General features: G+C 52.9%; 19 protein-coding genes and 1 pseudogene. 13 read left to right on the forward strand and 7 right to left on the reverse strand.

Features of this window, described 5'->3' with window-relative positions; all coding sequences use genetic code 11:
- The first annotated feature begins 88 nt into the window (after positions 1-88).
- Both dusA and pspG read left to right on the forward strand, forming a co-directional pair.
- Complete coding sequence (gene dusA, locus OGY33_RS18195) at positions 89-1,087, forward strand: tRNA dihydrouridine(20/20a) synthase DusA (protein WP_048227488.1); 999 nt, start codon at positions 89-91, stop codon at positions 1,085-1,087.
- 133 nt (positions 1,088-1,220) lie between these two features.
- Positions 1,221-1,463 (forward strand): envelope stress response protein PspG, encoded by a 243-nt coding sequence (gene pspG, locus OGY33_RS18200; protein ID WP_003031713.1) that lies wholly within the window; start codon positions 1,221-1,223, stop codon positions 1,461-1,463.
- Between the two features lie 179 nt (positions 1,464-1,642).
- On the opposite strand, the gene OGY33_RS18205 is transcribed toward pspG, so the two are convergent.
- A complete protein-coding gene (locus OGY33_RS18205) occupies positions 1,643-2,626 on the reverse strand; it encodes a quinone oxidoreductase (protein WP_008786924.1) in 984 nt (327 codons plus the stop codon).
- Between the two features lie 64 nt (positions 2,627-2,690).
- On the opposite strand from OGY33_RS18205, the gene dnaB reads away from it, so the two are divergent.
- The 5 genes from dnaB to OGY33_RS18230 all read left to right on the forward strand — a co-directional run bounded on the left by dnaB (position 2,691) and on the right by OGY33_RS18230 (position 8,104).
- Entirely contained in the window at positions 2,691-4,106 is a 1,416-nt protein-coding gene (dnaB, locus tag OGY33_RS18210; protein WP_003826610.1) for a replicative DNA helicase, read from the forward strand.
- Positions 4,107-4,320: 214 nt separating this feature from the next.
- Positions 4,321-5,400 (forward strand): alanine racemase, encoded by a 1,080-nt coding sequence (alr, locus tag OGY33_RS18215; RefSeq protein WP_003826612.1) that lies wholly within the window; start codon positions 4,321-4,323, stop codon positions 5,398-5,400.
- 128 nt (positions 5,401-5,528) lie between these two features.
- Positions 5,529-6,722 (forward strand): aromatic amino acid transaminase, encoded by a 1,194-nt coding sequence (gene tyrB / locus OGY33_RS18220; RefSeq protein ID WP_048227486.1) that lies wholly within the window; start codon positions 5,529-5,531, stop codon positions 6,720-6,722.
- Between the two features lie 184 nt (positions 6,723-6,906).
- A complete protein-coding gene (gene aphA, locus OGY33_RS18225; RefSeq protein WP_003826615.1) occupies positions 6,907-7,620 on the forward strand; it encodes an acid phosphatase AphA in 714 nt (237 codons plus the stop codon).
- A 127-nt stretch (positions 7,621-7,747) separates the two neighbouring features.
- On the forward strand, positions 7,748-8,104 hold the full coding sequence (locus tag OGY33_RS18230; RefSeq protein WP_008786927.1) for an MmcQ/YjbR family DNA-binding protein: 357 nt from the start codon (positions 7,748-7,750) through the stop codon (positions 8,102-8,104).
- A gap of 47 nt (positions 8,105-8,151) precedes the next feature.
- Here OGY33_RS18230 and OGY33_RS18235 read toward each other — a convergent pair whose 3' ends face one another.
- The gene (locus OGY33_RS18235) at positions 8,152-8,646 is read right to left on the reverse strand and encodes a hypothetical protein (RefSeq protein ID WP_286572087.1); all 495 of its coding nucleotides are present in this window, start codon (positions 8,644-8,646) and stop codon (positions 8,152-8,154) included.
- A 29-nt stretch (positions 8,647-8,675) separates the two neighbouring features.
- Positions 8,676-11,498 (reverse strand): excinuclease ABC subunit UvrA, encoded by a 2,823-nt coding sequence (gene uvrA / locus OGY33_RS18240; protein WP_003826619.1) that lies wholly within the window; start codon positions 11,496-11,498, stop codon positions 8,676-8,678.
- 251 nt (positions 11,499-11,749) lie between these two features.
- On the opposite strand from uvrA, the gene ssb1 reads away from it, so the two are divergent.
- Positions 11,750-12,274, forward strand: coding sequence for a single-stranded DNA-binding protein SSB1 (ssb1, locus tag OGY33_RS18245; RefSeq protein ID WP_003826621.1), 525 nt, complete (start codon positions 11,750-11,752; stop codon positions 12,272-12,274).
- Between the two features lie 66 nt (positions 12,275-12,340).
- Here ssb1 and OGY33_RS18250 read toward each other — a convergent pair whose 3' ends face one another.
- Positions 12,341-12,622: a YjcB family protein gene (locus OGY33_RS18250; RefSeq protein WP_286572090.1), complete on the reverse strand. Its 282-nt coding sequence runs from the start codon at positions 12,620-12,622 to the stop codon at positions 12,341-12,343.
- A gap of 552 nt (positions 12,623-13,174) precedes the next feature.
- Here OGY33_RS18250 and pdeC point away from each other — a divergent pair.
- A complete protein-coding gene (gene pdeC / locus OGY33_RS18255) occupies positions 13,175-14,761 on the forward strand; it encodes a cyclic di-3',5'-guanosine monophosphate phosphodiesterase PdeC (RefSeq protein ID WP_191238936.1) in 1,587 nt (528 codons plus the stop codon).
- Positions 14,762-14,763: 2 nt separating this feature from the next.
- Here pdeC and soxS read toward each other — a convergent pair whose 3' ends face one another.
- Positions 14,764-15,087, reverse strand: a complete 324-nt coding sequence (gene soxS, locus OGY33_RS18260) for a superoxide response transcriptional regulator SoxS (protein WP_003031731.1) — start codon at positions 15,085-15,087, stop codon at positions 14,764-14,766.
- Between the two features lie 86 nt (positions 15,088-15,173).
- On the opposite strand from soxS, the gene soxR reads away from it, so the two are divergent.
- From soxR to OGY33_RS18280, 4 genes and pseudogenes are all read left to right on the forward strand, one after another.
- Positions 15,174-15,632, forward strand: coding sequence for a redox-sensitive transcriptional activator SoxR (gene soxR, locus OGY33_RS18265; RefSeq protein WP_003826630.1), 459 nt, complete (start codon positions 15,174-15,176; stop codon positions 15,630-15,632).
- Positions 15,633-16,240: 608 nt separating this feature from the next.
- Complete coding sequence (ghxP, locus tag OGY33_RS18270) at positions 16,241-17,590, forward strand: guanine/hypoxanthine transporter GhxP (RefSeq protein ID WP_003826632.1); 1,350 nt, start codon at positions 16,241-16,243, stop codon at positions 17,588-17,590.
- A gap of 157 nt (positions 17,591-17,747) precedes the next feature.
- Positions 17,748-18,032: pseudogene (locus OGY33_RS18275) on the forward strand (cation:proton antiporter domain-containing protein); the annotation flags it as partial.
- Positions 18,033-18,141: 109 nt separating this feature from the next.
- Entirely contained in the window at positions 18,142-18,831 is a 690-nt protein-coding gene (locus OGY33_RS18280) for an LrgB family protein (protein WP_003031745.1), read from the forward strand.
- Between the two features lie 45 nt (positions 18,832-18,876).
- On the opposite strand, the gene actP is transcribed toward OGY33_RS18280, so the two are convergent.
- Complete coding sequence (gene actP / locus OGY33_RS18285; RefSeq protein WP_008786931.1) at positions 18,877-20,526, reverse strand: cation/acetate symporter ActP; 1,650 nt, start codon at positions 20,524-20,526, stop codon at positions 18,877-18,879.
- Positions 20,523-20,837, reverse strand: coding sequence for a DUF485 domain-containing protein (locus OGY33_RS18290; protein WP_003031750.1), 315 nt, complete (start codon positions 20,835-20,837; stop codon positions 20,523-20,525). The genes actP and OGY33_RS18290 overlap by 4 nt, the downstream gene beginning before the upstream one ends.
- Positions 20,838-21,048 lie beyond the last annotated feature (211 nt).

Below are 21,048 nucleotides of genomic sequence, written 5' to 3' on the forward strand. Positions count from 1 at the left end.
GGAGTGAGCCGCGAGGATGTGGCTCACTATCGTAACGGTCTATGCTATAGTAGCGCCCCTTTTTTAACCGGATGCTTGAATATTCGCCATGCTGCCTGAATCTCAGTCTACCGCTTTTCCCGCTCATCGTTTTTCTATCGCGCCGATGCTCGACTGGACGGACAGACACTGCCGCTACTTTTTGCGCTTACTGTCCAGCCAGACGCTGCTCTATACGGAGATGGTAACCACTGGGGCAATCATTCATGGTAAAGGCGATTATCTGGCGTATAGCGAAGAAGAACATCCGGTCGCATTGCAACTGGGCGGGAGCGATCCTGCGGCGCTGGCGCAGTGCGCAAAGCTCGCTGAACAGCGGGGCTACGACGAAATTAACCTCAACGTGGGTTGTCCTTCCGACCGCGTACAGAATGGTATGTTTGGTGCCTGCCTGATGGGGAATGCGCAACTGGTCGCCGATTGCGTCAAAGCGATGCGCGACGTGGTGTCGATTCCGGTTACGGTGAAAACTCGTATCGGCATTGATGACCAGGACAGCTACGAATTCCTCTGCGATTTCATCAACACGGTATCTGGCAAAGGCGAATGTGAGATGTTTATCATTCACGCCCGCAAGGCCTGGCTGTCAGGGTTAAGCCCGAAAGAAAACCGCGAAATTCCACCGCTGGATTATGACCGTGTTTATCAGTTAAAGCGCGATTTTCCGCATCTGACGATGTCGATCAACGGCGGCATTAAATCGTTGGAAGAAGCGAAAATTCATCTGCAACATATGGATGGCGTGATGGTGGGGCGTGAGGCGTATCAAAACCCAGGCATTCTGGCGTCCGTTGACCGCGAGATTTTTGCAGCTACCACCAAAGATTCCGATCCAGTCGCCGTGGTGCGTGCCATGTACCCGTATATTGAGCGTGAACTGAGTAAGGGAACCTATTTGGGACATGTGACACGCCATATGTTGGGGCTGTTTCAGGGTATTCCCGGTGCGCGCCAGTGGCGTCGTTACCTGAGCGAGAATGCACATAAAGCCGGGGCAGATATTAACGTTCTGGAGCACGCGCTGAAGCTGGTGGCAGACAAGGGTTAAGTTTTCACCAAAAGTTAGTTAATTTCACCACGCCCTGCGCTTTGTCGCGGGGCGTTTTCTTTATAAATCAAAGCATTATTTTTGGCATGTTTCTTGTAAAGCAATGGAGAGAATTTCATTTCGGGAGAGAGCCATGCTGGAACTACTTTTTGTGATTGGATTTTTTATCATGCTGATGGTCACCGGCGTATCTTTGCTGGGCGTTCTGGCCGCATTGGTCGTAGCCACCGCCGTGATGTTTCTGGGCGGACTATTTGCCTTGATGATTAAACTGTTGCCCTGGCTGCTACTGGCTGTTGCCGTGGTGTGGGTGATCAAGGCGATAAAAGCGCCAAAAGTCCCACAGTATCAGCGCAATAACCGCCGGTTTTACTAAGGTATTGAGCGGTACGTCACAACCTGCAACATTGCCTTTAGAACCAAATAGGAATTGATTATCAAATCTGTCACTATTGCCAGGTTAACGAATTCATCGAGCTGTACCCTACATACAGCCGAACTAAAAAAAGAAAGGGCTTCCTGCGGGAAGCCCTAATTCTTTCTTTCCCCGTCATCTTAAGGAATTAGCAAACTCGATCCCTGAGTGGCACGGCTTTCCAGTACTTCATGAGCACGCTGTGCATCGTGCAGTGCGAACGTTTGACCAGGCGCGACATCCACTTTGATCACTCCGCTGGCAATCAGCGAGAAAAGCTCATTGCTGGCTTCGGTTAATTCGCGGTGGTTGGTGATGTAACCCTGTAGAGAAGGGCGGGTCACGTAGAGCGAACCTTTCTGGTTCAGAATGCCTAAGTTCACGCCAGTAACCGGCCCGGAAGCATTACCAAAGCTGACCATTAGTCCCCGGCGCTGCAAACAATCCAGCGAGGCTTCCCAGGTATCTTTCCCCACCGAGTCATACACCACCCGCACTTTTTTACCGCCAGTTACCTCTTTCACTCGCTCAACAATGCTCTCTTCACGATAGTTAATGACCTGCCATGCACCAGCCTGCAGTGCAATTTGCGCTTTTTGCGCACTGCCGACGGTACCAATCAGCTTCGCACCCAATGCTTTTGCCCACTGGCAGGCAATCATACCGACGCCACCTGCGGCTGCGTGGAATAAAAACGGCTCATCAGGTTGAATTTCATAGGTTTTACGTAACAGATAAAAAACGGTTAGCCCTTTAAGAAACGAGGCGGCAGCTTGTTCAAACGAGATAGCGTTAGGCAGGATGGCGGCTTTATCGGCCGGAACGTTATGCACTGAACTGTAGGCGCCAAGAGCAGACTGGGCGTACACCACGCGATCGCCAGCTTTAATGTGTGTTACTTTGCTGCCAACTTTGCTGACTACGCCGGCGGCTTCGGTACCCAGCCCGCTGGGCAGAGATGGCGGCGGATAAAGACCACTGCGGATGTAGGTGTCGATATAGTTGATCCCAATCGCTTTGTTCTCGACCTGGATTTCGTTTTCCGCCGGGTCTACGGGCGTAAACTCCACCGCCTTGAGTACATCAGGGCCACCATGCTTGTGAAATTCAATACGTGTTGCCATGCTTCCTCCAAAAGAAATGTGGTAATCTTTCGACCCAATCATTATCTCGGTAACTCCATTCACTATGGCAGGAAATAAACCCTTCAACAAACAACAGACTGATGCTCGTGAGCGCGATCCCCAGGTCGCCGGGCTGAAAGTACCGCCGCACTCGATTGAAGCGGAACAGTCGGTGTTGGGCGGTTTAATGCTGGATAACGAACGCTGGGACGATGTCGCCGAGCGTGTGGTGGCGGAAGATTTTTATACCCGTCCGCACCGGCATATCTTCACAGAAATGCATCGCCTGCAGGAGATGGGAAAACCCATCGATCTGATCACGCTGGCAGAGTCGCTGGAAGTTCAGGGACAACTGGACAGCGTCGGCGGTTTTGCTTACCTGGCTGAGTTGTCTAAAAACACGCCAAGTGCGGCGAACATTAGCGCTTATGCGGATATCGTCCGCGAACGCGCCGTTGTTCGTGACATGATTTCAGTTGCAAACGAAATCGCGGAAGCCGGTTTTGATCCGCAAGGACGCTCCAGTGAAGATCTGTTGGACCTTGCAGAATCCCGTGTCTTTAAAATCGCGGAAAGCCGCGCTAATAAAGACGAAGGCCCGAAAAATATTACGGATGTGCTCGACGCCACCGTCGCGCGTATCGAGCAGCTGTTCCAGCAACCGCACGACGGCGTCACCGGGGTGAACACCGGTTATGACGACCTCAATAAAAAGACTGCTGGTTTGCAGCCGTCAGACTTAATTATTGTCGCCGCGCGTCCGTCGATGGGTAAAACGACATTTGCAATGAACCTCGTTGAAAATGCGGCGATGTTGCAGGATAAGCCGGTTCTTATCTTTAGTCTTGAAATGCCCTCAGAACAGATCATGATGCGTTCCCTGGCCTCGCTCTCACGCGTAGACCAAACTAAAATCCGTACCGGTCAACTGGATGATGAGGACTGGGCGCGAATTTCCGGAACAATGGGTATTTTGCTGGAGAAACGAAACATCTATATTGATGACTCTTCCGGCCTGACGCCAACGGAAGTGCGTTCGCGTGCCCGTCGTATCGCCCGTGAACATGGCGGTATCGGACTTATCATGATCGACTACCTGCAATTGATGCGCGTGCCGTCGCTTTCCGACAACCGTACGCTGGAAATTGCTGAAATTTCCCGCTCGCTGAAAGCGTTAGCGAAAGAACTGCATGTACCGGTGGTGGCGCTGTCGCAGCTTAACCGCTCTCTGGAACAACGTGCCGACAAGCGTCCGGTCAACTCGGATCTGCGTGAGTCTGGCTCCATCGAGCAGGATGCCGACTTAATCATGTTTATCTATCGTGATGAGGTTTATCACGAAAACAGCGACCTGAAAGGGATCGCAGAAATCATTATTGGTAAGCAACGTAACGGCCCGATCGGTACGGTGCGCCTGACGTTTAACGGTCAGTGGTCGCGCTTCGATAACTATGCGGGCCCACAATACGACGACGAATAAATTTCCGTCATCCTTCATGCCGCAGATGCGTTGACTACGCCCGTTCACCCCAGTCACTTAGTTTACTAAGCTCCCGGGGATTCTCTGGCTTGTCGCGTGACTCGGACTGCGTCCTCGCCCCTTCGGGGCCAGCGCAGGCGCTGTTCAAAAACGCCAAAGCGTTTTTGTCCTGCAACACGAATGATTTAGGAAATTCTTTTATTAAGGAATACAAATGCAAGCGGCAACTGTAGTCATTAACCGCCGCGCTCTGCGACACAACCTGCAACGTCTGCGTGAACTGGCTCCAGCCAGCAAACTGGTTGCGGTCGTGAAAGCGAACGCCTACGGCCATGGTCTGTTAGAGACCGCGCGAACGCTCCCCGATGCGGACGCTTTTGGTGTCGCTCGTCTTGAAGAAGCCCTGCGCTTGCGAGCGGGAGGGATCACGCAGCCCATCCTGCTGCTGGAGGGATTTTTTGATGCCTCCGATCTGCCGACTATTTCCGCGCAGCGCCTGCATACTGCCGTCCACAACCAGGAGCAGCTCGAAGCTCTGGAAGCCGCTAAACTGGCTGAACCCGTTACCGTCTGGATGAAGCTCGATACCGGTATGCATCGCCTGGGCGTACGCCCTGAGCAGGCCGAGGCGTTTTATCAGCGCTTAACACAGTGTGAAAACGTGCGCCAGCCGGTCAATATCGTCAGCCACTTTGCTCGTGCGGATGAGCCTGAGTGTGGCGCGACCGAAAAACAGCTCGATATCTTCAACAGTTTTTGTGAAGGTAAACCGGGGCAGCGTTCGATTGCCGCGTCGGGTGGTATTTTGCTGTGGCCGCAGTCTCACTTCGACTGGGCGCGTCCGGGGCTGATTCTGTATGGCGTATCGCCACTGGAAAATCACTCCATCGGCGCTGATTTTGGCTGCCAGCCGGTAATGTCGCTGACCTCAAGTCTGATTGCGGTGCGTGAGCACAAAGCGGGCGAGCCGGTTGGTTATGGAGGAACCTGGCTGAGCGAGCGCGACACGCGTCTGGGCGTGGTAGCGATGGGCTATGGCGATGGTTATCCGCGCGCAGCGCCTTCGGGGACGCCGGTACTGGTCAACGGCCGTGAAGTGCCGATCGTCGGTCGCGTCGCGATGGATATGATTTGCGTCGATTTAGGCCCTGAAGCGCAGGATAAAGCCGGCGATTCGGTGATTCTGTGGGGCGAGGGCCTGCCCGTTGAACGCATTGCTGAAATGACGAAGGTAAGTGCTTACGAACTTATTACGCGCCTGACCTCAAGGGTAGCGATGAAGTATATCGATTAGCAGCATGATGTGCCGGACAGGTGGTTACGCCGCCTTCCGGCAATATTCCTCTCAACATCCTCTCGATCTTCTCCCACTTCCGGTTTATTGTGTTCTTAACCCCTGCCTGTAAACCCGGAGAACCACACGTGTTTCAAAAAGTTGACGCCTACGCCGGCGACCCGATTTTATCGCTCATGGAGCGCTTCAAAGAAGATTCACGTAGCGACAAAGTGAATCTCAGTATCGGCCTGTATTACAACGAAGACGGCATTATTCCTCAGCTTAAAGCTGTGGCGGAAGCGGAAGCCCGCCTCAATGCCAAACCGCATGGCGCTTCGCTGTATCTGCCGATGGAAGGTCTGAACACGTATCGCCATACTATTGCGCCGCTGCTGTTTGGCGCAGAACATCCGGTTCTCCAGCAGCAGCGCGTCGCAACCATTCAGACGCTGGGCGGCTCCGGTGCGTTAAAGGTTGGCGCAGACTTCCTGAAACGTTATTTCCCTGATTCTGGCGTGTGGGTCAGCGATCCGACCTGGGAAAACCATATCGCGATTTTTGAAGGTGCCGGATTCGAAGTAAGCACTTACCCATGGTATGACGACACGACCAACGGCGTGCGTTTCAACGACCTGCTGGCAACGCTGAATACCCTACCGGCGCGCAGCATCGTGCTGCTACATCCGTGCTGCCATAACCCGACAGGGGCGGATTTAAGGCCTACGCAGTGGGATAGCGTTATTGAGATCCTGAAAGCACGCGATCTGATCCCGTTCCTGGATATTGCTTACCAGGGCTTTGGTGGTGGAATGGAAGACGACGCCTATGCGATTCGCGCCATTGCCAGCGCCGGATTGCCCGCTCTTGTCAGCAACTCATTCTCGAAGATTTTCTCCTTGTACGGCGAGCGTGTCGGCGGACTGTCAGTGGTATGTGAAGACGCTGATACCGCCAGCCGCGTGCTGGGGCAGCTAAAAGCGACGGTGCGTCGAAACTACTCCAGCCCGCCAAACTTTGGTGCGCAGGTAGTTGCCGCGGTACTGGGTGATGACGCGCTGAAAGCCAATTGGCTGGCGGAAGTTGAAGAGATGCGTACCCGCATTCTGGCGATGCGCCAGGAGTTGGTTAACGTATTGAATACGGAGATCCCAGGCCGTAACTTTGACTACCTGCTGCAACAGCGCGGGATGTTCAGCTATACCGGGCTTAGCGCAGCCCAGGTTGATCGTCTGCGCGATGAGTTCGGTGTATACCTGATCGCCAGCGGTCGCATGTGCGTGGCCGGGTTGAATCACGGTAACGTGCAGCGCGTGGCGAAGGCATTTGCCGCCGTCATGTAACCGACTTTGCAGGCCTGATAAGCGCCGCGCCATCAGGCCTGTTTTCCAATGTGATCGTGCTCCTTTTCCAGGACAAAACCAGAGAAAATCCTTCCTTTCCCTCCCCCTAAGGGGTAAGGTCAGATAGTTTTTTGACCAGTTGTTAATAAAAAAATGATAACTAACTGACTACTTAGGGAAAAATATGCGCAAGTTTACGTTGGCACTGAGTGCCGTTTGTTTATTGTTCACGCTAAATCAGCCAGCCCAGGCACTCGTTTCTTCTCCCTCTCAGCTCAATCCAGGCACTAACGTTGCAAAGCTCGCTGAGCAGGCTCCCATTCACTGGGTCTCCGTGGCACAAATTGAAAACAGTCTGACCGGACGTCCGCCGATGGCCGTCGGGTTTGATATCGATGACACTGTCCTCTTTTCCAGCCCAGGCTTCTGGCGCGGTAAAAAAACGTATTCTCCGGACAGTGAGGATTACCTGAAGAATCCGGCCTTCTGGGAAAAAATGAACAATGGCTGGGACGAGTTCAGTATTCCAAAAGAAGTCGCGCGCCAACTGATTGATATGCACGTGCGTCGCGGTGACAGCATCTTTTTCGTGACCGGGCGTAGCCAGACGAAGACTGAAACGGTGTCGAAAACGTTGTCTGATAACTTTCACATCCCAGCTGGAAATATGAATCCGGTCATTTTTGCCGGCGACAAGCCGGGTCAGAACACCAAAACGCAGTGGCTGCAGGATAAAAATATCCGCATGTTCTACGGTGACTCCGATAATGACATCACTGCCGCTCGCGACGTGGGTATTCGCGGTATTCGCATTTTGCGCGCCTCTAACTCCACTTATAAGCCGCTGCCACAGGCCGGTGCGTTTGGTGAAGAGGTGATCGTCAACTCGGAATATTGAGGACGCTGGCTGCGGATTGCTGTTTTTTTAAACAAATTTACATTGCTGGCTTTTACCTTTTGCGGACTTGCTGCACACTGAATAAAAGATGTTCTCATGAGGCAATATGCTGGTAAGGGGAATAAAGATGACGAATTCGGAGTTGCTGCAATACTGCATGGCAAAAACGGGCGCAGAACAGAGCGTCCACAGTGACTGGAAGGCCACGCAAATCAAAGTCGAAGATGTGCTTTTTGCCATGGTAAAAGAGGTGGAAGAACGCCCGGCGGTGTCTCTGAAAACCAGCCCTGAACTGGCAGAACTGTTGCGCCAGCAGCATAGCGATGTTCGGCCAAGCAGGCATCTCAATAAGGCGCACTGGAGTACGGTGTATCTGGACGGCTCGCTGCCGGATTCACAGATTTATTATCTGGTCGACGCCTCTTATCAGCAGGCTGTGAACACGTTGCCGGAAGATAAACGCCGGATACTGACGCAGCCCTGATCCGTTTCGCCGGATGCGGCGCAAGCGCCTTATCCGGCCTACAGGTTTTATGCATATTCTGTAGTTTCGTAGGCGCTGATAAGCGCAGCGCCATCAGGCACAACGGTTGCCGGATGCGGCGCAAGCGCCTTATCCGGCCTACAGGCTTTATGCCCGGTCTGTAGTTTCGTAGGCCTGATAAGCGCAGCGCCATCAGGCACAACGGTTGCCGGATGCGGCGCAAGCGCCTTATCCGGCCTACAAGCTTTATGCGTATTCTGTAGTTTCGTAGGCCTGATAAGCGCAGCGCCATCAGGCACAACGGTTGCCAGATGCGGCGCAAGTGCTTTATCCGCCCTACAGGCTTTATGCCTGGTCTGTAGTTTCGTAGGCCTGATAAGCGCAGCGCCATCAGGCACAACGGTTGCCGGATGCGGCGCAAGCACCTTATCCGGCCTACAGGCTTTATACCTGGTCTGTAGTTTCGTAGGCCTGATAAGCGCAGCGCCATCAGGCACAACGGTTGCCGAATGCGCCTTATCCGGCCTACAAGCTTTATGCATATTCTGTAGGCCAGACAAGTGTTGCGTAATTACAACAGCGGTTTGAGGAAGCGGGCCGTGTGTGAGGCTTCACACTCAGCGACCGTTTCTGGTGTGCCGGAGACAAGGATTTCGCCGCCGCCGCTGCCGCCTTCCGGACCGAGATCGACAATCCAGTCTGCGGTCTTAATCACGTCCAGATTGTGCTCAATCACTACGATGGTGTTGCCCTGATCCCGGAGTTGATGCAGCACGTCCAACAGTTGCTGAATATCCGCAAAATGCAGACCGGTGGTCGGCTCATCGAGAATATACAGCGTTTGCCCGGTACCGCGTTTGGACAGTTCGCGCGCCAGCTTCACGCGCTGTGCTTCACCGCCCGAGAGCGTGGTAGCGGACTGGCCCAGTCGAATGTACGTCAGGCCAACGTCCATCAGCGTTTGCAGCTTACGCGCCAGCGCCGGAACGGCATCGAAGAACTCACGTGCTTCTTCAATCGTCATATCCAGCACTTCGTGGATAGTCTTGCCTTTGTACTTAATTTCTAACGTTTCGCGGTTATAGCGCTTGCCTTTGCACTGATCGCACGGCACGTAGATATCCGGCAGGAAGTGCATTTCGACTTTGATCACGCCGTCGCCCTGACAGGCTTCACAGCGTCCGCCACGGACGTTAAAGCTGAAACGCCCCGGCGTGTAACCGCGTGCGCGTGACTCCGGTACACCGGCAAACAGTTCGCGCACTGGCGTAAATACGCCGGTGTAGGTTGCCGGGTTAGAGCGCGGCGTACGGCCAATCGGGCTTTGGTCAATGTCGATCACTTTGTCGAAATGCTCCAGGCCCTGAACGTCGCGATACGGCGCAGGTTCAGCCAGCGTCGCACCGTTCAGCGCCGTCTGTGCAATCGGGAACAGTGTGTCGTTAATCAGTGTCGATTTACCCGAACCGGAAACACCGGTAATGCAGGTAAATAAACCTACCGGCAGCGTCAGGGTGACATCTTTCAGGTTGTTACCGCGTGCGCCGGTGAGCTTCAGCACTTTCTCTGGGTCAGCCGCAACGCGCTGTTTAGGCACTTCAATCTTGCGTTTACCGCTCATGTACTGGCCGGTCAGCGACTCAGGCACTGCCATGATGTCGTCAAGCGTCCCTTCGGCGACGACCTGACCGCCGTGAACACCCGCGCCCGGGCCGATATCGATAACGTGGTCAGCGGCGCGAATCGCGTCTTCATCGTGCTCGACCACAATAACGGTATTACCCAGATTACGCAGGTGGATAAGCGTACCCAGCAGACGTTCGTTATCGCGCTGGTGCAGGCCAATAGACGGCTCATCCAGTACGTACATTACACCGACCAGACCCGCGCCGATCTGGCTTGCCAGGCGAATACGCTGGGCCTCACCGCCGGAGAGTGTTTCCGCCGACCGCGATAGCGTCAGGTAGTTGAGGCCGACGTTGACCAGGAACTTCAGACGATCGCCAATCTCTTTAAGAATTTTCTCGGCAATCTTCGCCCGCTGACCTGCGAGCTTCAGATTGTTGAAGAAATCCATTGCATGACCGATGCTCATGTCAGAAATCGCAGGCAGCGGCGTATTTTCAACAAATACGTGACGGGCTTCCCGGCGTAAACGCGTCCCTTCACAGCTGGCGCAAGGACGGTTACTGATGAACTTGGCTAATTCTTCACGTACTGCGCTGGATTCCGTCTCTTTATAGCGGCGCTCCATATTGTGCAATACGCCTTCGAACGGATGGCGACGTACGGACGTATCACCGCGATCGTTCATGTATTTAAATTCGATATTCTCTTTACCGGAACCGTACAGTACCACTTTATGCACAGCAGGGTTCAGGCTGGCCCACGGGGCTTCAACGTCGAATTTATAGTGTTCCGCCAGAGACTTAAGCATCTGGAAGTAATAGAAGTTACGGCGATCCCAACCGCGGATAGCACCACCGGCCAGCGACAGTTCCGGGTTTTGGATCACCCGATCAGGATCGAAATATTGCTGCACGCCGAGACCGTCACAGGTTGGACACGCGCCCGCCGGGTTGTTAAACGAGAACAGCCGCGGTTCCAGTTCGCGCATGCTATAGCCGCAGATAGGGCAGGCGAAGTTGGCGGAGAACAGCAGCTCCTCCGCTTTCGGGTCGTCCATATCGGCAACGACCGCCGTACCGCCGGACAGTTCCAGCGCGGTTTCAAAGGATTCCGCCAGTCGTTGGGTGAGATCGTCACGGACTTTAAAGCGGTCAATCACCACTTCAATGGTGTGTTTCTTTTGCAGCTCAAGCTTGGGCGGATCGGAAAGGTCACAGACTTCACCGTCGATACGGGCGCGGATATAGCCCTGGCCTGCCAGGTTTTCCAGCGTTTTGGTGTGCTCGCCTTTACGCTCTTTGATCACCGGCGCCAGCAGCATCAGACGCTTACCTTCCGGCTGCGACAGGACGTTATCCACCATCTGGCTTACGGTCTGCGCTGCCAGGGGGACGTCGTGATCCGGACAGCGCGGCTCGCCAACGCGGGCAAACAGCAGACGCAGATAGTCGTGAATTTCGGTAATTGTACCTACCGTGGATCGCGGGTTATGGGACGTCGATTTTTGTTCAATTGAGATGGCAGGAGAGAGCCCCTCAATGTGGTCGACGTCCGGTTTTTCCATCAGCGACAGAAATTGACGCGCGTACGCGGAAAGGGATTCAACGTAACGACGCTGCCCTTCGGCATATAAGGTGTCGAAAGCGAGCGAAGATTTGCCTGAGCCCGAAAGCCCGGTGACGACAATCAGCTTGTCGCGCGGGATGACGAGGTTGATGTTTTTGAGATTATGGGTGCGGGCGCCCCGAACTTCGATCTTATCCATTCATCTTTCCCGGATTAAACGCTTTTTTGCCTGGCTGCATGGTGCTACCGGCGATCACAAACGGTTAATTATGACACAACCTGACCTGAATGGATATACAGTATTGGAATGCAAAACGCAGACGTCTGTGCAACAATGTCTGGCTGGGGTTGTTTACTGGAATCAACTTCGCAACGTAGTAAAAGCGCTATTGGAAATGCTACAATCCCGCGCTTACACTTATTCAGTAACGTTTTTCAGGAGACACGATCATGGCCAGCAGAGGCGTAAACAAGGTGATTCTCGTCGGTAATCTGGGCCAGGACCCGGAAGTACGCTATATGCCGAATGGTGGCGCAGTTGCCAACATTACGCTGGCTACTTCCGAATCCTGGCGTGATAAAGCGACCGGTGAAATGAAAGAGCAGACTGAATGGCACCGTGTTGTGTTGTTCGGCAAACTGGCGGAAGTGGCCAGCGAATATCTGCGTAAAGGTTCTCAGGTCTATATCGAAGGTCAGCTGCGTACCCGCAAATGGACCGATCAGTCCGGCGTAGAAAAGTACACCACAGAAGTTGTGGTTAACGTTGGCGGCACCATGCAAATGCTGGGTGGTCGTCAGGGTGGTGGTGCTCCGGCAGGTGGCGGTCAGCAGCAGGGCGGTTGGGGTCAACCTCAGCAGCCGCAGGGTGGCAACCAGTTCAGCGGCGGCGCACAGTCTCGCCCGCAACAGTCAGCGCCGGCAGCACCGTCTAATGAGCCGCCGATGGATTTCGACGACGATATTCCGTTCTAATCCCACTGCGCTACGCTGAAAATAATGGCTACCTCAAGACTGGGGTAGCCATATGCAATTTTGTTATCAGTTCAACACCATAGGCCAATCTAGCGGTGTGTGGCTCATCACGTCAACCATTACGGTTTCAATGTTCTTCCAGATAGCGGACATATCCACCAGGGTTATGCCGAGCAATCCAGTCGCAAACCAGCAGGCAAAAACCAGCCCCAAACCGCTGCTAATGACGGCCAGGCCAATATAATCTGATTTACGAAAACGGATATTGAGCGTACTGGCTAAAAACATCAGCACCGCGCTGAGTAGTTGCCACCGCAGAAGAACCACGCCAGTTGTTATTGTCGCCATGAAAAACGTCCTCAGAAAGTCTGGATGCCCAGGACAGCGCGGGGGTGTTCACCGAGGGTGTGATACTCTGGCTATCGACGGGCAATAACATGAATGAAACATTGTTTCTGTTACATGATTTTTGTGAACTATATCACACCTGGTCGTTTGTTCACCAGTATTGGCCGTTATTTTTGTAGGCTTATAACCACTCTAAATGTGTGGTTTTGTTTAATGAAGAGTTGATAATAAATAACCATCTTTTAAACATACATTTAATCTACTTGTTATATTTATCCTAAATTAAACGTTAAAAAAATTTAATGAATTTCTTAAATGCAGCCAGGATAATGCTCATAAAAAATTACTCCGTGGGGATAATAACGTTATGAAATAAGCATAACTTTAAGTTTGCCTTACGGAAAAATAATATCATCATCAACTATTATCAGACTTTTACATAGAGAAGTCTGTTGCTAATACTGATAGATTCATGCAACTTAATCAGTCGGTGTTTATAGCATCCTGCCTTGATGGGTTCTGGCATATACGAAACAGGGAAATAGGGCTGACATGAATCACAGTGCGCGACGCAAGATGCTGAAGTTCCTGGGAACATTCATGGTGGTATTGTTCCCCGTGGTGCTGGCGATATGGTTTGCGCACATCCGGGCGATGACCGAAACCCATAGCCAACTCCGCTCTTTTGCTCAACTGGTGTTAAATAAAACAGAATTGGTGATCCTACAAGCTGATTTGGCGCGTGATATGGCCCAGTTGTATCAGGGTAAGATGTGTACCCCGGCACATCAGAAAAGTATGCTAAATATTATTCGCGGTCGTTTATATATCAGTGAGCTAATTTATGCGCAGGGCGATCATTTTTTGTGCTCTACGTCTATGGCGTCGCCTGTTACTTATATTATGCCGACACCTGACTATAAACGTACGCCGGATATCGCCATCTATTACTACCGCGATACCCCTTTTTTCGCTGGCTACAGAATGACGTACATGCAACGCGGGAACTACGTCGCAGTCATCAATCCATTGTCCTACAGCGAAGTCATGTCAGATGATCCGGATCTCTCCTGGGGCGTGTATGACACAGTAACAGATACGTTTTTCTCTGCCAGCGAAGCGGCAAATATTGCGCAATTCGCGCCGCTCATACGCGGTGAAGCCTCGACCTTTCAACAAGACGATCGCTTCTACACCATCGTGCATTCAGAAAAACGTCCAATTGCGATTATTGTGTCGACCTCAGACAACCGCGTAAGTCAGATTTTCTATCACGAGGCGGTATTAACCATCCCCTTCGGGATTATCTGCAGCATCCTGATATTGCTAATGTGGTGGCGCACGCGCCAGGAATACTTATCCCCTCGGCGTTTGCTAAAACGCGCGATCAAAAAACGTCAGCTTTGCCTGCATTACCAGCCGATTATTGATATTAAGAATGGGCAATGTGTTGGTGCTGAAGCTCTGCTGCGCTGGCCGGGCTGTAAAGGTGAGGTGATGAGCCCGACGGAGTTTATTCCGCTGGCTGAAAAAGAGGGAATGATTGAGCGGATCACGGATTATGTCGTTGAAGAGGTGTTCAACGATTTGGGGTATTTTCTTTCGGCGCATCCTCAGCTTTCTATATCGATTAACCTTTCCGCTTCTGACTTTCATTCATCCCGATTGATTGCTCTGATTAACGACAAAAATCGTGAGTACTCCGTGGCGGCCCAGCAAATTAAAGTCGAAGTGACCGAGCGTGGGTTCATAGATGTACATAAAATGACCCCCGTAATCCAGGCGTTCCGCAAAGCGGGTTATGAAGTGGCATTTGATGATTTTGGCACGGGATATTCCAATCTGCATAATTTGTCAGCGCTGAATGTCGATATCCTGAAGATCGACAAATCGTTTATTAGCACGTTGTCCACTAACAGCACCAGTCACTTGATTGCCGAACATATTATTGAGATGGCACAAAGCTTACACCTGAAGACGATTGCGGAAGGGGTGGAAACGAAGGAGCAAATCGAATGGCTGCTTGAACGCGGCGTACAGTATTGTCAGGGCTGGTATTTTGCGAAGGCGCTGCCGTCGCAGGAGTTCATGCACTGGATACAACGGTCGCCCGCCATACTGACGCAGAGCGGGCAATAATCTTACAGACGATGGCGGTAGTCGCTGGGAGTACGATCAAATTCGCGGCGAAACACACGCGAGAAGGTTTGTTGCGACACATAACCAAGATCCATCGCGATATCAAAAATAGGTCGCTCAGTTGTCCGCAGTTCAACGGCGGCCAGCAAAAGCCGACGCTGGCGGATGTAGTCACCCAAGGTCTGGCGCGTCACCGTGCGGAACATTCTTTGTAAATACCACTTCGAGTAACCTGATTTTTTCGCCACCGCCTCAATGTTCAGCGGTTGATCGATATGTTCATCAATCCATTCAATAAGGGTCTGAATAATCTGCTGATGGGACATAGGGCTGCCTCTTTCTCAGTATTCGATTCGTCGTTTTGTCTGTGGGCGAGTATAATTCCTCAAGTTAACTTGAGGTAAAGCGATTTATGGAAAAGAAATTACCCCGGATAAAAGCGCTGCTCACACCAGGTGAAGTCGCCAAACGTAGCGGCGTGGCGGTATCGACCCTGCATTTCTATGAAAGCAAAGGGTTAATCAGTAGCATGCGCAACAGCGGCAATCAGCGCCGATACAAACGTGATGTGTTGCGTTACGTCGCGATAATCAAGATTGCTCAACGCATCGGGATCCCGCTGGCCACGATCGGTGACGCGTTAGGGGTATTACCTGAGGGGCATTCGCTTAGTGCCAAAGAGTGGAAGCAGCTCTCTTCGCAATGGCGTGAAGAACTGGACCGACGCATCCATACTTTGGTGGCGCTACGCGATGAGCTGGATGGGTGTATTGGTTGCGGATGCTTGTCACGTAGCGATTGCCCGTTGCGTAACCCTGGCGATCAGCTTGGCGAGCAGGGGACCGGAGCGCGCCTGCTGGAAGATGATTAATTGGTTTAAAATATGTGACGCGTATGAAGGATATAAAACTAAAGCGCCACAGAGGGCGCTTTAGTTTGGTTCCGGTCTTTGTCTTTCACTCTATCCCGCTGGTTCACGGGAGGGTTTCCCCCGACATCAACACCCCTCAGTCGAGCACATTAGGGGAGGTTCCGGCCTGTGTTGATAGTGTAAGTGTAAGCCACCTCCCTCCATTTGCCAGTGAAATGGTGATTTTTTAGCCAAAAAATTTTACGCATCTTCACCTGTTTTCTTGCGCGAGTTGCGCGAAATAAACACGCCGATGTTGTAATAACTCCGCGAAATTTGTTGCCAAATTGCGCATTGACGATAACGTTTGCGCATCGACTGGTTATTTCTTGCGCGTTATAAGAAGAAATGAGTAAAAAGCGGCAAAGTTCAGTTGAAAACCAGCGTATGATCGCTGGATAATCGTTTGCTTTTTTTTACCACCCGTTTTTTATGCGCGGAGCTAAACGTTTGCTTTTTTGCGACACCCCTATTGACGCAAACCTGGCACATGGAGAAAACGTTTAGCAGGCAGTGGATTGTCCAGCACGCATAATGACGAAAAAATAAACTCTCAGGGGATGTTTTCTATGTCTACGCCTTCAGCGCGTACCGGCGGTTCACTCGACGCCTGGTTTAAAATTTCGCTCCGCGGCAGTACCGTTCGTCAGGAAGTCGTTGCCGGATTAACGACCTTCCTGGCCATGGTCTACTCCGTTATCGTGGTTCCGGGGATGCTGGGTAAAGCCGGGTTCCCACCTGCTGCTGTATTTGTGGCGACCTGTCTGGTCGCGGGCGTCGGTTCTATTGTGATGGGCCTGTGGGCAAACCTGCCGCTGGCAATTGGTTGCGCCATTTCTCTGACCGCATTTACCGCATTCAGCCTGGTGCTGGGCCAACATATTAGCGTGCCCGTTGCGCTGGGTGCGGTGTTCCTGATGGGTGTCCTGTTTACCATCATTTCCGCGACCGGTATCCGTAGCTGGATCCTGCGCAATCTGCCGCAGGGCGTTGCGCATGGTACGGGGATTGGTATCGGCCTGTTCCTGCTGCTGATTGCGGCAAACGGTGTCGGTCTGGTAATTAAGAACCCGCTGGACGGCCTGCCGGTTGCGCTGGGTGACTTCGATACCTTCCCGGTCATTATGTCGTTAATTGGTCTGGCGGTGATTATTGGACTCGAAAAACTGAAAGTACCGGGTGGCATTCTGCTGACCATTATCGGTATTTCCGTGGTTGGTCTGATTTTCGACCCGGCCGTGCATTTCTCCGGCATTTTTGCCATGCCGTCTCTGAGTGATGAAAACGGCAACTCGCTGATCGGCAGCCTGGATATCATGGGTGCACTGAACCCGATTGTCCTGCCGAGCGTGCTGGCGCTGGTCATGACCGCTGTCTTCGATGCAACCGGAACCATCCGCGCGGTAGCCGGACAGGCGAATCTGCTGGATAAAGACGGACAGATTATCGACGGTGGCAAAGCGCTGACCACTGACTCCCTGAGCAGCGTGTTCTCTGGTCTGGTGGGTGCAGCTCCGGCGGCGGTTTACATTGAATCCGCAGCGGGTACGGCGGCAGGCGGTAAAACTGGCCTGACAGCGATCACCGTTGGCGTACTGTTCCTGCTGATCCTGTTCCTCTCTCCGCTCTCTTATCTTGTTCCTGTGTACGCAACGGCACCTGCGCTGATGTATGTGGGTCTGTTGATGCTGAGCAACGTCGCGAAAATCGATTTCGCTGACTTTGTCGACGCAATGGCAGGACTGGTTACGGCCGTATTTATCGTGCTGACCTGTAACATCGTTACCGGCATCATGATTGGCTTTGCGACCCTGGTAATTGGCCGCATCGTTTCTGGTGAATGGCGCAAACTGAACATCGGCACCGTGGTGATCGCCATCGCGCTGGTGGCCTTCTACGCCGGCGGTTGGGCTATCTGATTCTGATTTCCTGACGATCCTAAAAACGGGTGGCTTTGGCCGCCCGTTTTCATTTTCAGAACACACTCGTTGTCTTTTGCGTTACTCTCAATTAGATAGAATTGAGGCACGACGCCTCTCATTAGCAATCATAAGAAACATCGCAAACAGGGAACGCATGGAAATCTTTTTCACCATACTTATCATGACCCTTGTGGTCTCGCTGTCGGGGGTATTTACTCGCGTATTGCCCTTCCAACTTCCTTTACCCCTTATGCAGATCGCCATCGGCGCCTTGCTGGCGTGGCCGACGTTTGGTTTGCATGTGGAATTCGATCCTGAGCTGTTCCTGGTTCTGTTCATCCCGCCGCTGCTCTTTGCCGATGGCTGGAAGACACCAACACGTGAGTTTCTCGAGCACGGGCGAGAGATTTTCGGCCTGGCACTGGCGCTGTTGCTGGTTGATGGCTGGCGTATATTTGCCGTGATTGCGATCAGTACGCTGATGGTGCTCGGCGCAACGGCGTGGGTGGTGGATAAAGTGTATCGCTATGAAATGCGCAGGCTAAACCGTGAGTAATTTCCAGTTAAGCGTGTTGTGTCTGGTGATTACGCTGGGTATCTACTTTGCCAATAAGCGCCTGTATCGCCGTTTTCGTAAATTACCCCTAATGCCATTAGTTCTCACCCCGGCCCTGCTGGTGCTGATGCTGGTCTTCGGCCATATCTCCTGGCAAAACTATATCGGTGAATCGCACTGGTTGCTGTGGTTGTTAGGCCCAGCGACCATCGCGTTTGCTGTTCCGGTGTATGACAACCTTGCCGTGATTAAGCGTCACTGGATGTCGCTGACGGCGGGCGTGGTAACGGCAACGCTGGTGGCCGTCACCAGTTCCGTATGGCTGGCGCGCCTGTTTATGTTGCCTGATGAGATCCAACGCAGTCTGGCGGTGCGCTCCGTCACCACACCGTTTGCGCTGGCGGCGGCAGAACCGTTGGGCGGGCAGCCGGACCTGGTGGCATTGTTCGTGGTGGTGACCGGCGTATTTGGTATGGCGGTCGGCGATGTGCTGTTTTTACGGCTTTCCATTCGTGAAGGGATGGCGAAAGGCGCAGGATTTGGCGCAGCATCGCACGGTGCGGGCACGGCACGCTCTTATGAACTCGGTCAGCAGGAAGGGGTCGTTGCCAGCCTGGTGATGATGCTTTCCGGCGTGGTAATGGTGCTGGTGGCACCGCTGGTGGCGAGGCTGATGTTCTGAGAAAGGATGTAATCCTCCGGCCCGAAAGCCGGAGGAGAAGGGAAGTTAGTGCGCGCGACCTTGTTCTACGCCGTACCCGGTCTGGGAACGGATGAACTGAGCACGGAACTGCTCGCGTTCGCGGTTGCCTTCTTCTGAGTTGTCGGTGGCAGAGAAGAACCAGATCCCGAGGAATGCTACGCTGATGGAGAACAGCGCCGGATACTCATACGGGAAAATGGCTTTTTCGTGACCGAGGATCTGGACCCAAATCGTTGGACCAAGAATCATCAGCACCACTGCCGTCAGCAGGCCTAACCAGCCACCCAACATTGCGCCACGCGTGGTCAGTTTCGACCAGTACATAGAGAGCAGAATGATGGGGAAGTTACAGCTCGCCGCGATGGCGAACGCCAGGCCGACCATGAAGGCGATGTTCTGGTTTTCGAACAGCACGCCGAGCACGATGGCAATCACGCCCAGCACCAGCACGGTGATTTTCGAAACCCGCAGCTCTTCACGTTCGGTGGCGCCTTTGCGGAACACGTTAGCGTACAGGTCGTGAGACACTGCCGATGCGCCCGCCAGCGTCAGACCGGCAACCACCGCCAGAATGGTGGCAAACGCCACGGCTGAGATGAAGCCGAGGAACAGGTTACCGCCCACCGCATTCGCCAGGTGAACCGCCGCCATGTTATTACCGCCAATCAGCGCGCCCGCAGCATCTTTGTACGCCGGATTTGCACCTACCAGCATGATTGCGCCAAAGCCGATGATAAAGGTCAGGATATAGAAATAACCCATAAAACCGGTGGCGTAGAACACGCTCTTACGTGCTTCACGGGCATCGCTAACCGTGAAGAAGCGCATCAGGATGTGCGGCAAGCCCGCCGTACCAAACATCAGGCCGAGACCTAACGACAGTGCGGAGATTGGGTCTTTTACCAACCCGCCCGGGCTCATAATGGCTGAACCTTTCGGGTGTACCGCCATCGCTTCGGTGAACAGATTATTGAAGCTAAAGCCGACGTGTTTCATCACCATAAAGGCCATAAAGCTGGCACCGAACAGCAACAGTACGGCTTTGATGATCTGTACCCAGGTGGTCGCCAACATGCCGCCAAACAAAACGTACATCATCATCAGCACGCCAACCAGTACGACAGCGATGTGATAGTTCAGACCAAACAGCAGCTCAATCAGCTTACCTGCGCCAACCATCTGCGCGATCAGATACAGCGCAACCACCACCAGGGAACCACAGGCGGACAGAATACGGATTGGCCCTTGTTTCAGACGATAAGACGCAACGTCTGCAAAGGTGTAACGACCCAGGTTACGCAAACGCTCAGCAATCAGGAACAGGATAATTGGCCAGCCGACCAGGAAGCCGAGTGAATAGATCAGCCCGTCATAACCGGAGGTAAAGACTAGCGCGGAAATCCCGAGGAACGATGCCGCCGACATATAGTCGCCCGCAATCGCCAGCCCGTTCTGGAAACCGGTGATGTTACCGCCAGCGGTGTAATAGTCATTGCGCGAACGTACGCGCTTTGACGCCCAGTAGGTAATGCCGAGCGTAAAGATGACGAAAATCAGGAACATAATAATCGCCTGCCAGTTGGTTGGCTGGCGTTGGACTGCACCGCTAATAGCATCCGCCGCGTTTGCGGCGAAGGGCAGCGTGGCGGCAAGCGCCGTCAGGACTCTCTTCATGATGCTTTAACCTCGTGCAAAACCGCATTGTTCAGGCGATCGAATTCACCGTTTGCCCGCCAGATGTAGATCCCGGTCAGGATGAAGGAGATAAGGATCACACCGACCCCAATCGGAATACCGCGGGTGACGCTGGTTCCCGCGTGTAGCGGAGTACCCAGCCAGCCCGGCGCAAAGGCAATCAATAATATAAAGCTGATATAAACTGCCAGCATGATGATGGACAGAATGGTGGCAAACCGTTGCCGTTTTTCTACTAACTCCCTGAAACGCGCACTGTCTTCTATCCGCTGATAAATTTGGTCATTCATCACAGAGCTCTCCAGAGGTCCCCCTGCGTCTTTCGTGCTACAGGTTCGTTGGCCGCACTCGCCCACCCCAGTTACATAGTGAACTATGCTCTTGGGGATGTGCTCGCTTGCCGCCTTCCTGTAACACGAAATCCTTTGGGGGAGGTTTTTTATATTTCCCTCCCGGTGAAGAGAGGGTAGGGTCAGATTTGTAGGCCGGATAAGACGCTTT

The sequence above is a fragment of the Citrobacter sp. Cpo032 genome (assembly GCF_030332975.1).
GTDB classification, from domain to species: domain Bacteria; phylum Pseudomonadota; class Gammaproteobacteria; order Enterobacterales; family Enterobacteriaceae; genus Citrobacter; species Citrobacter portucalensis.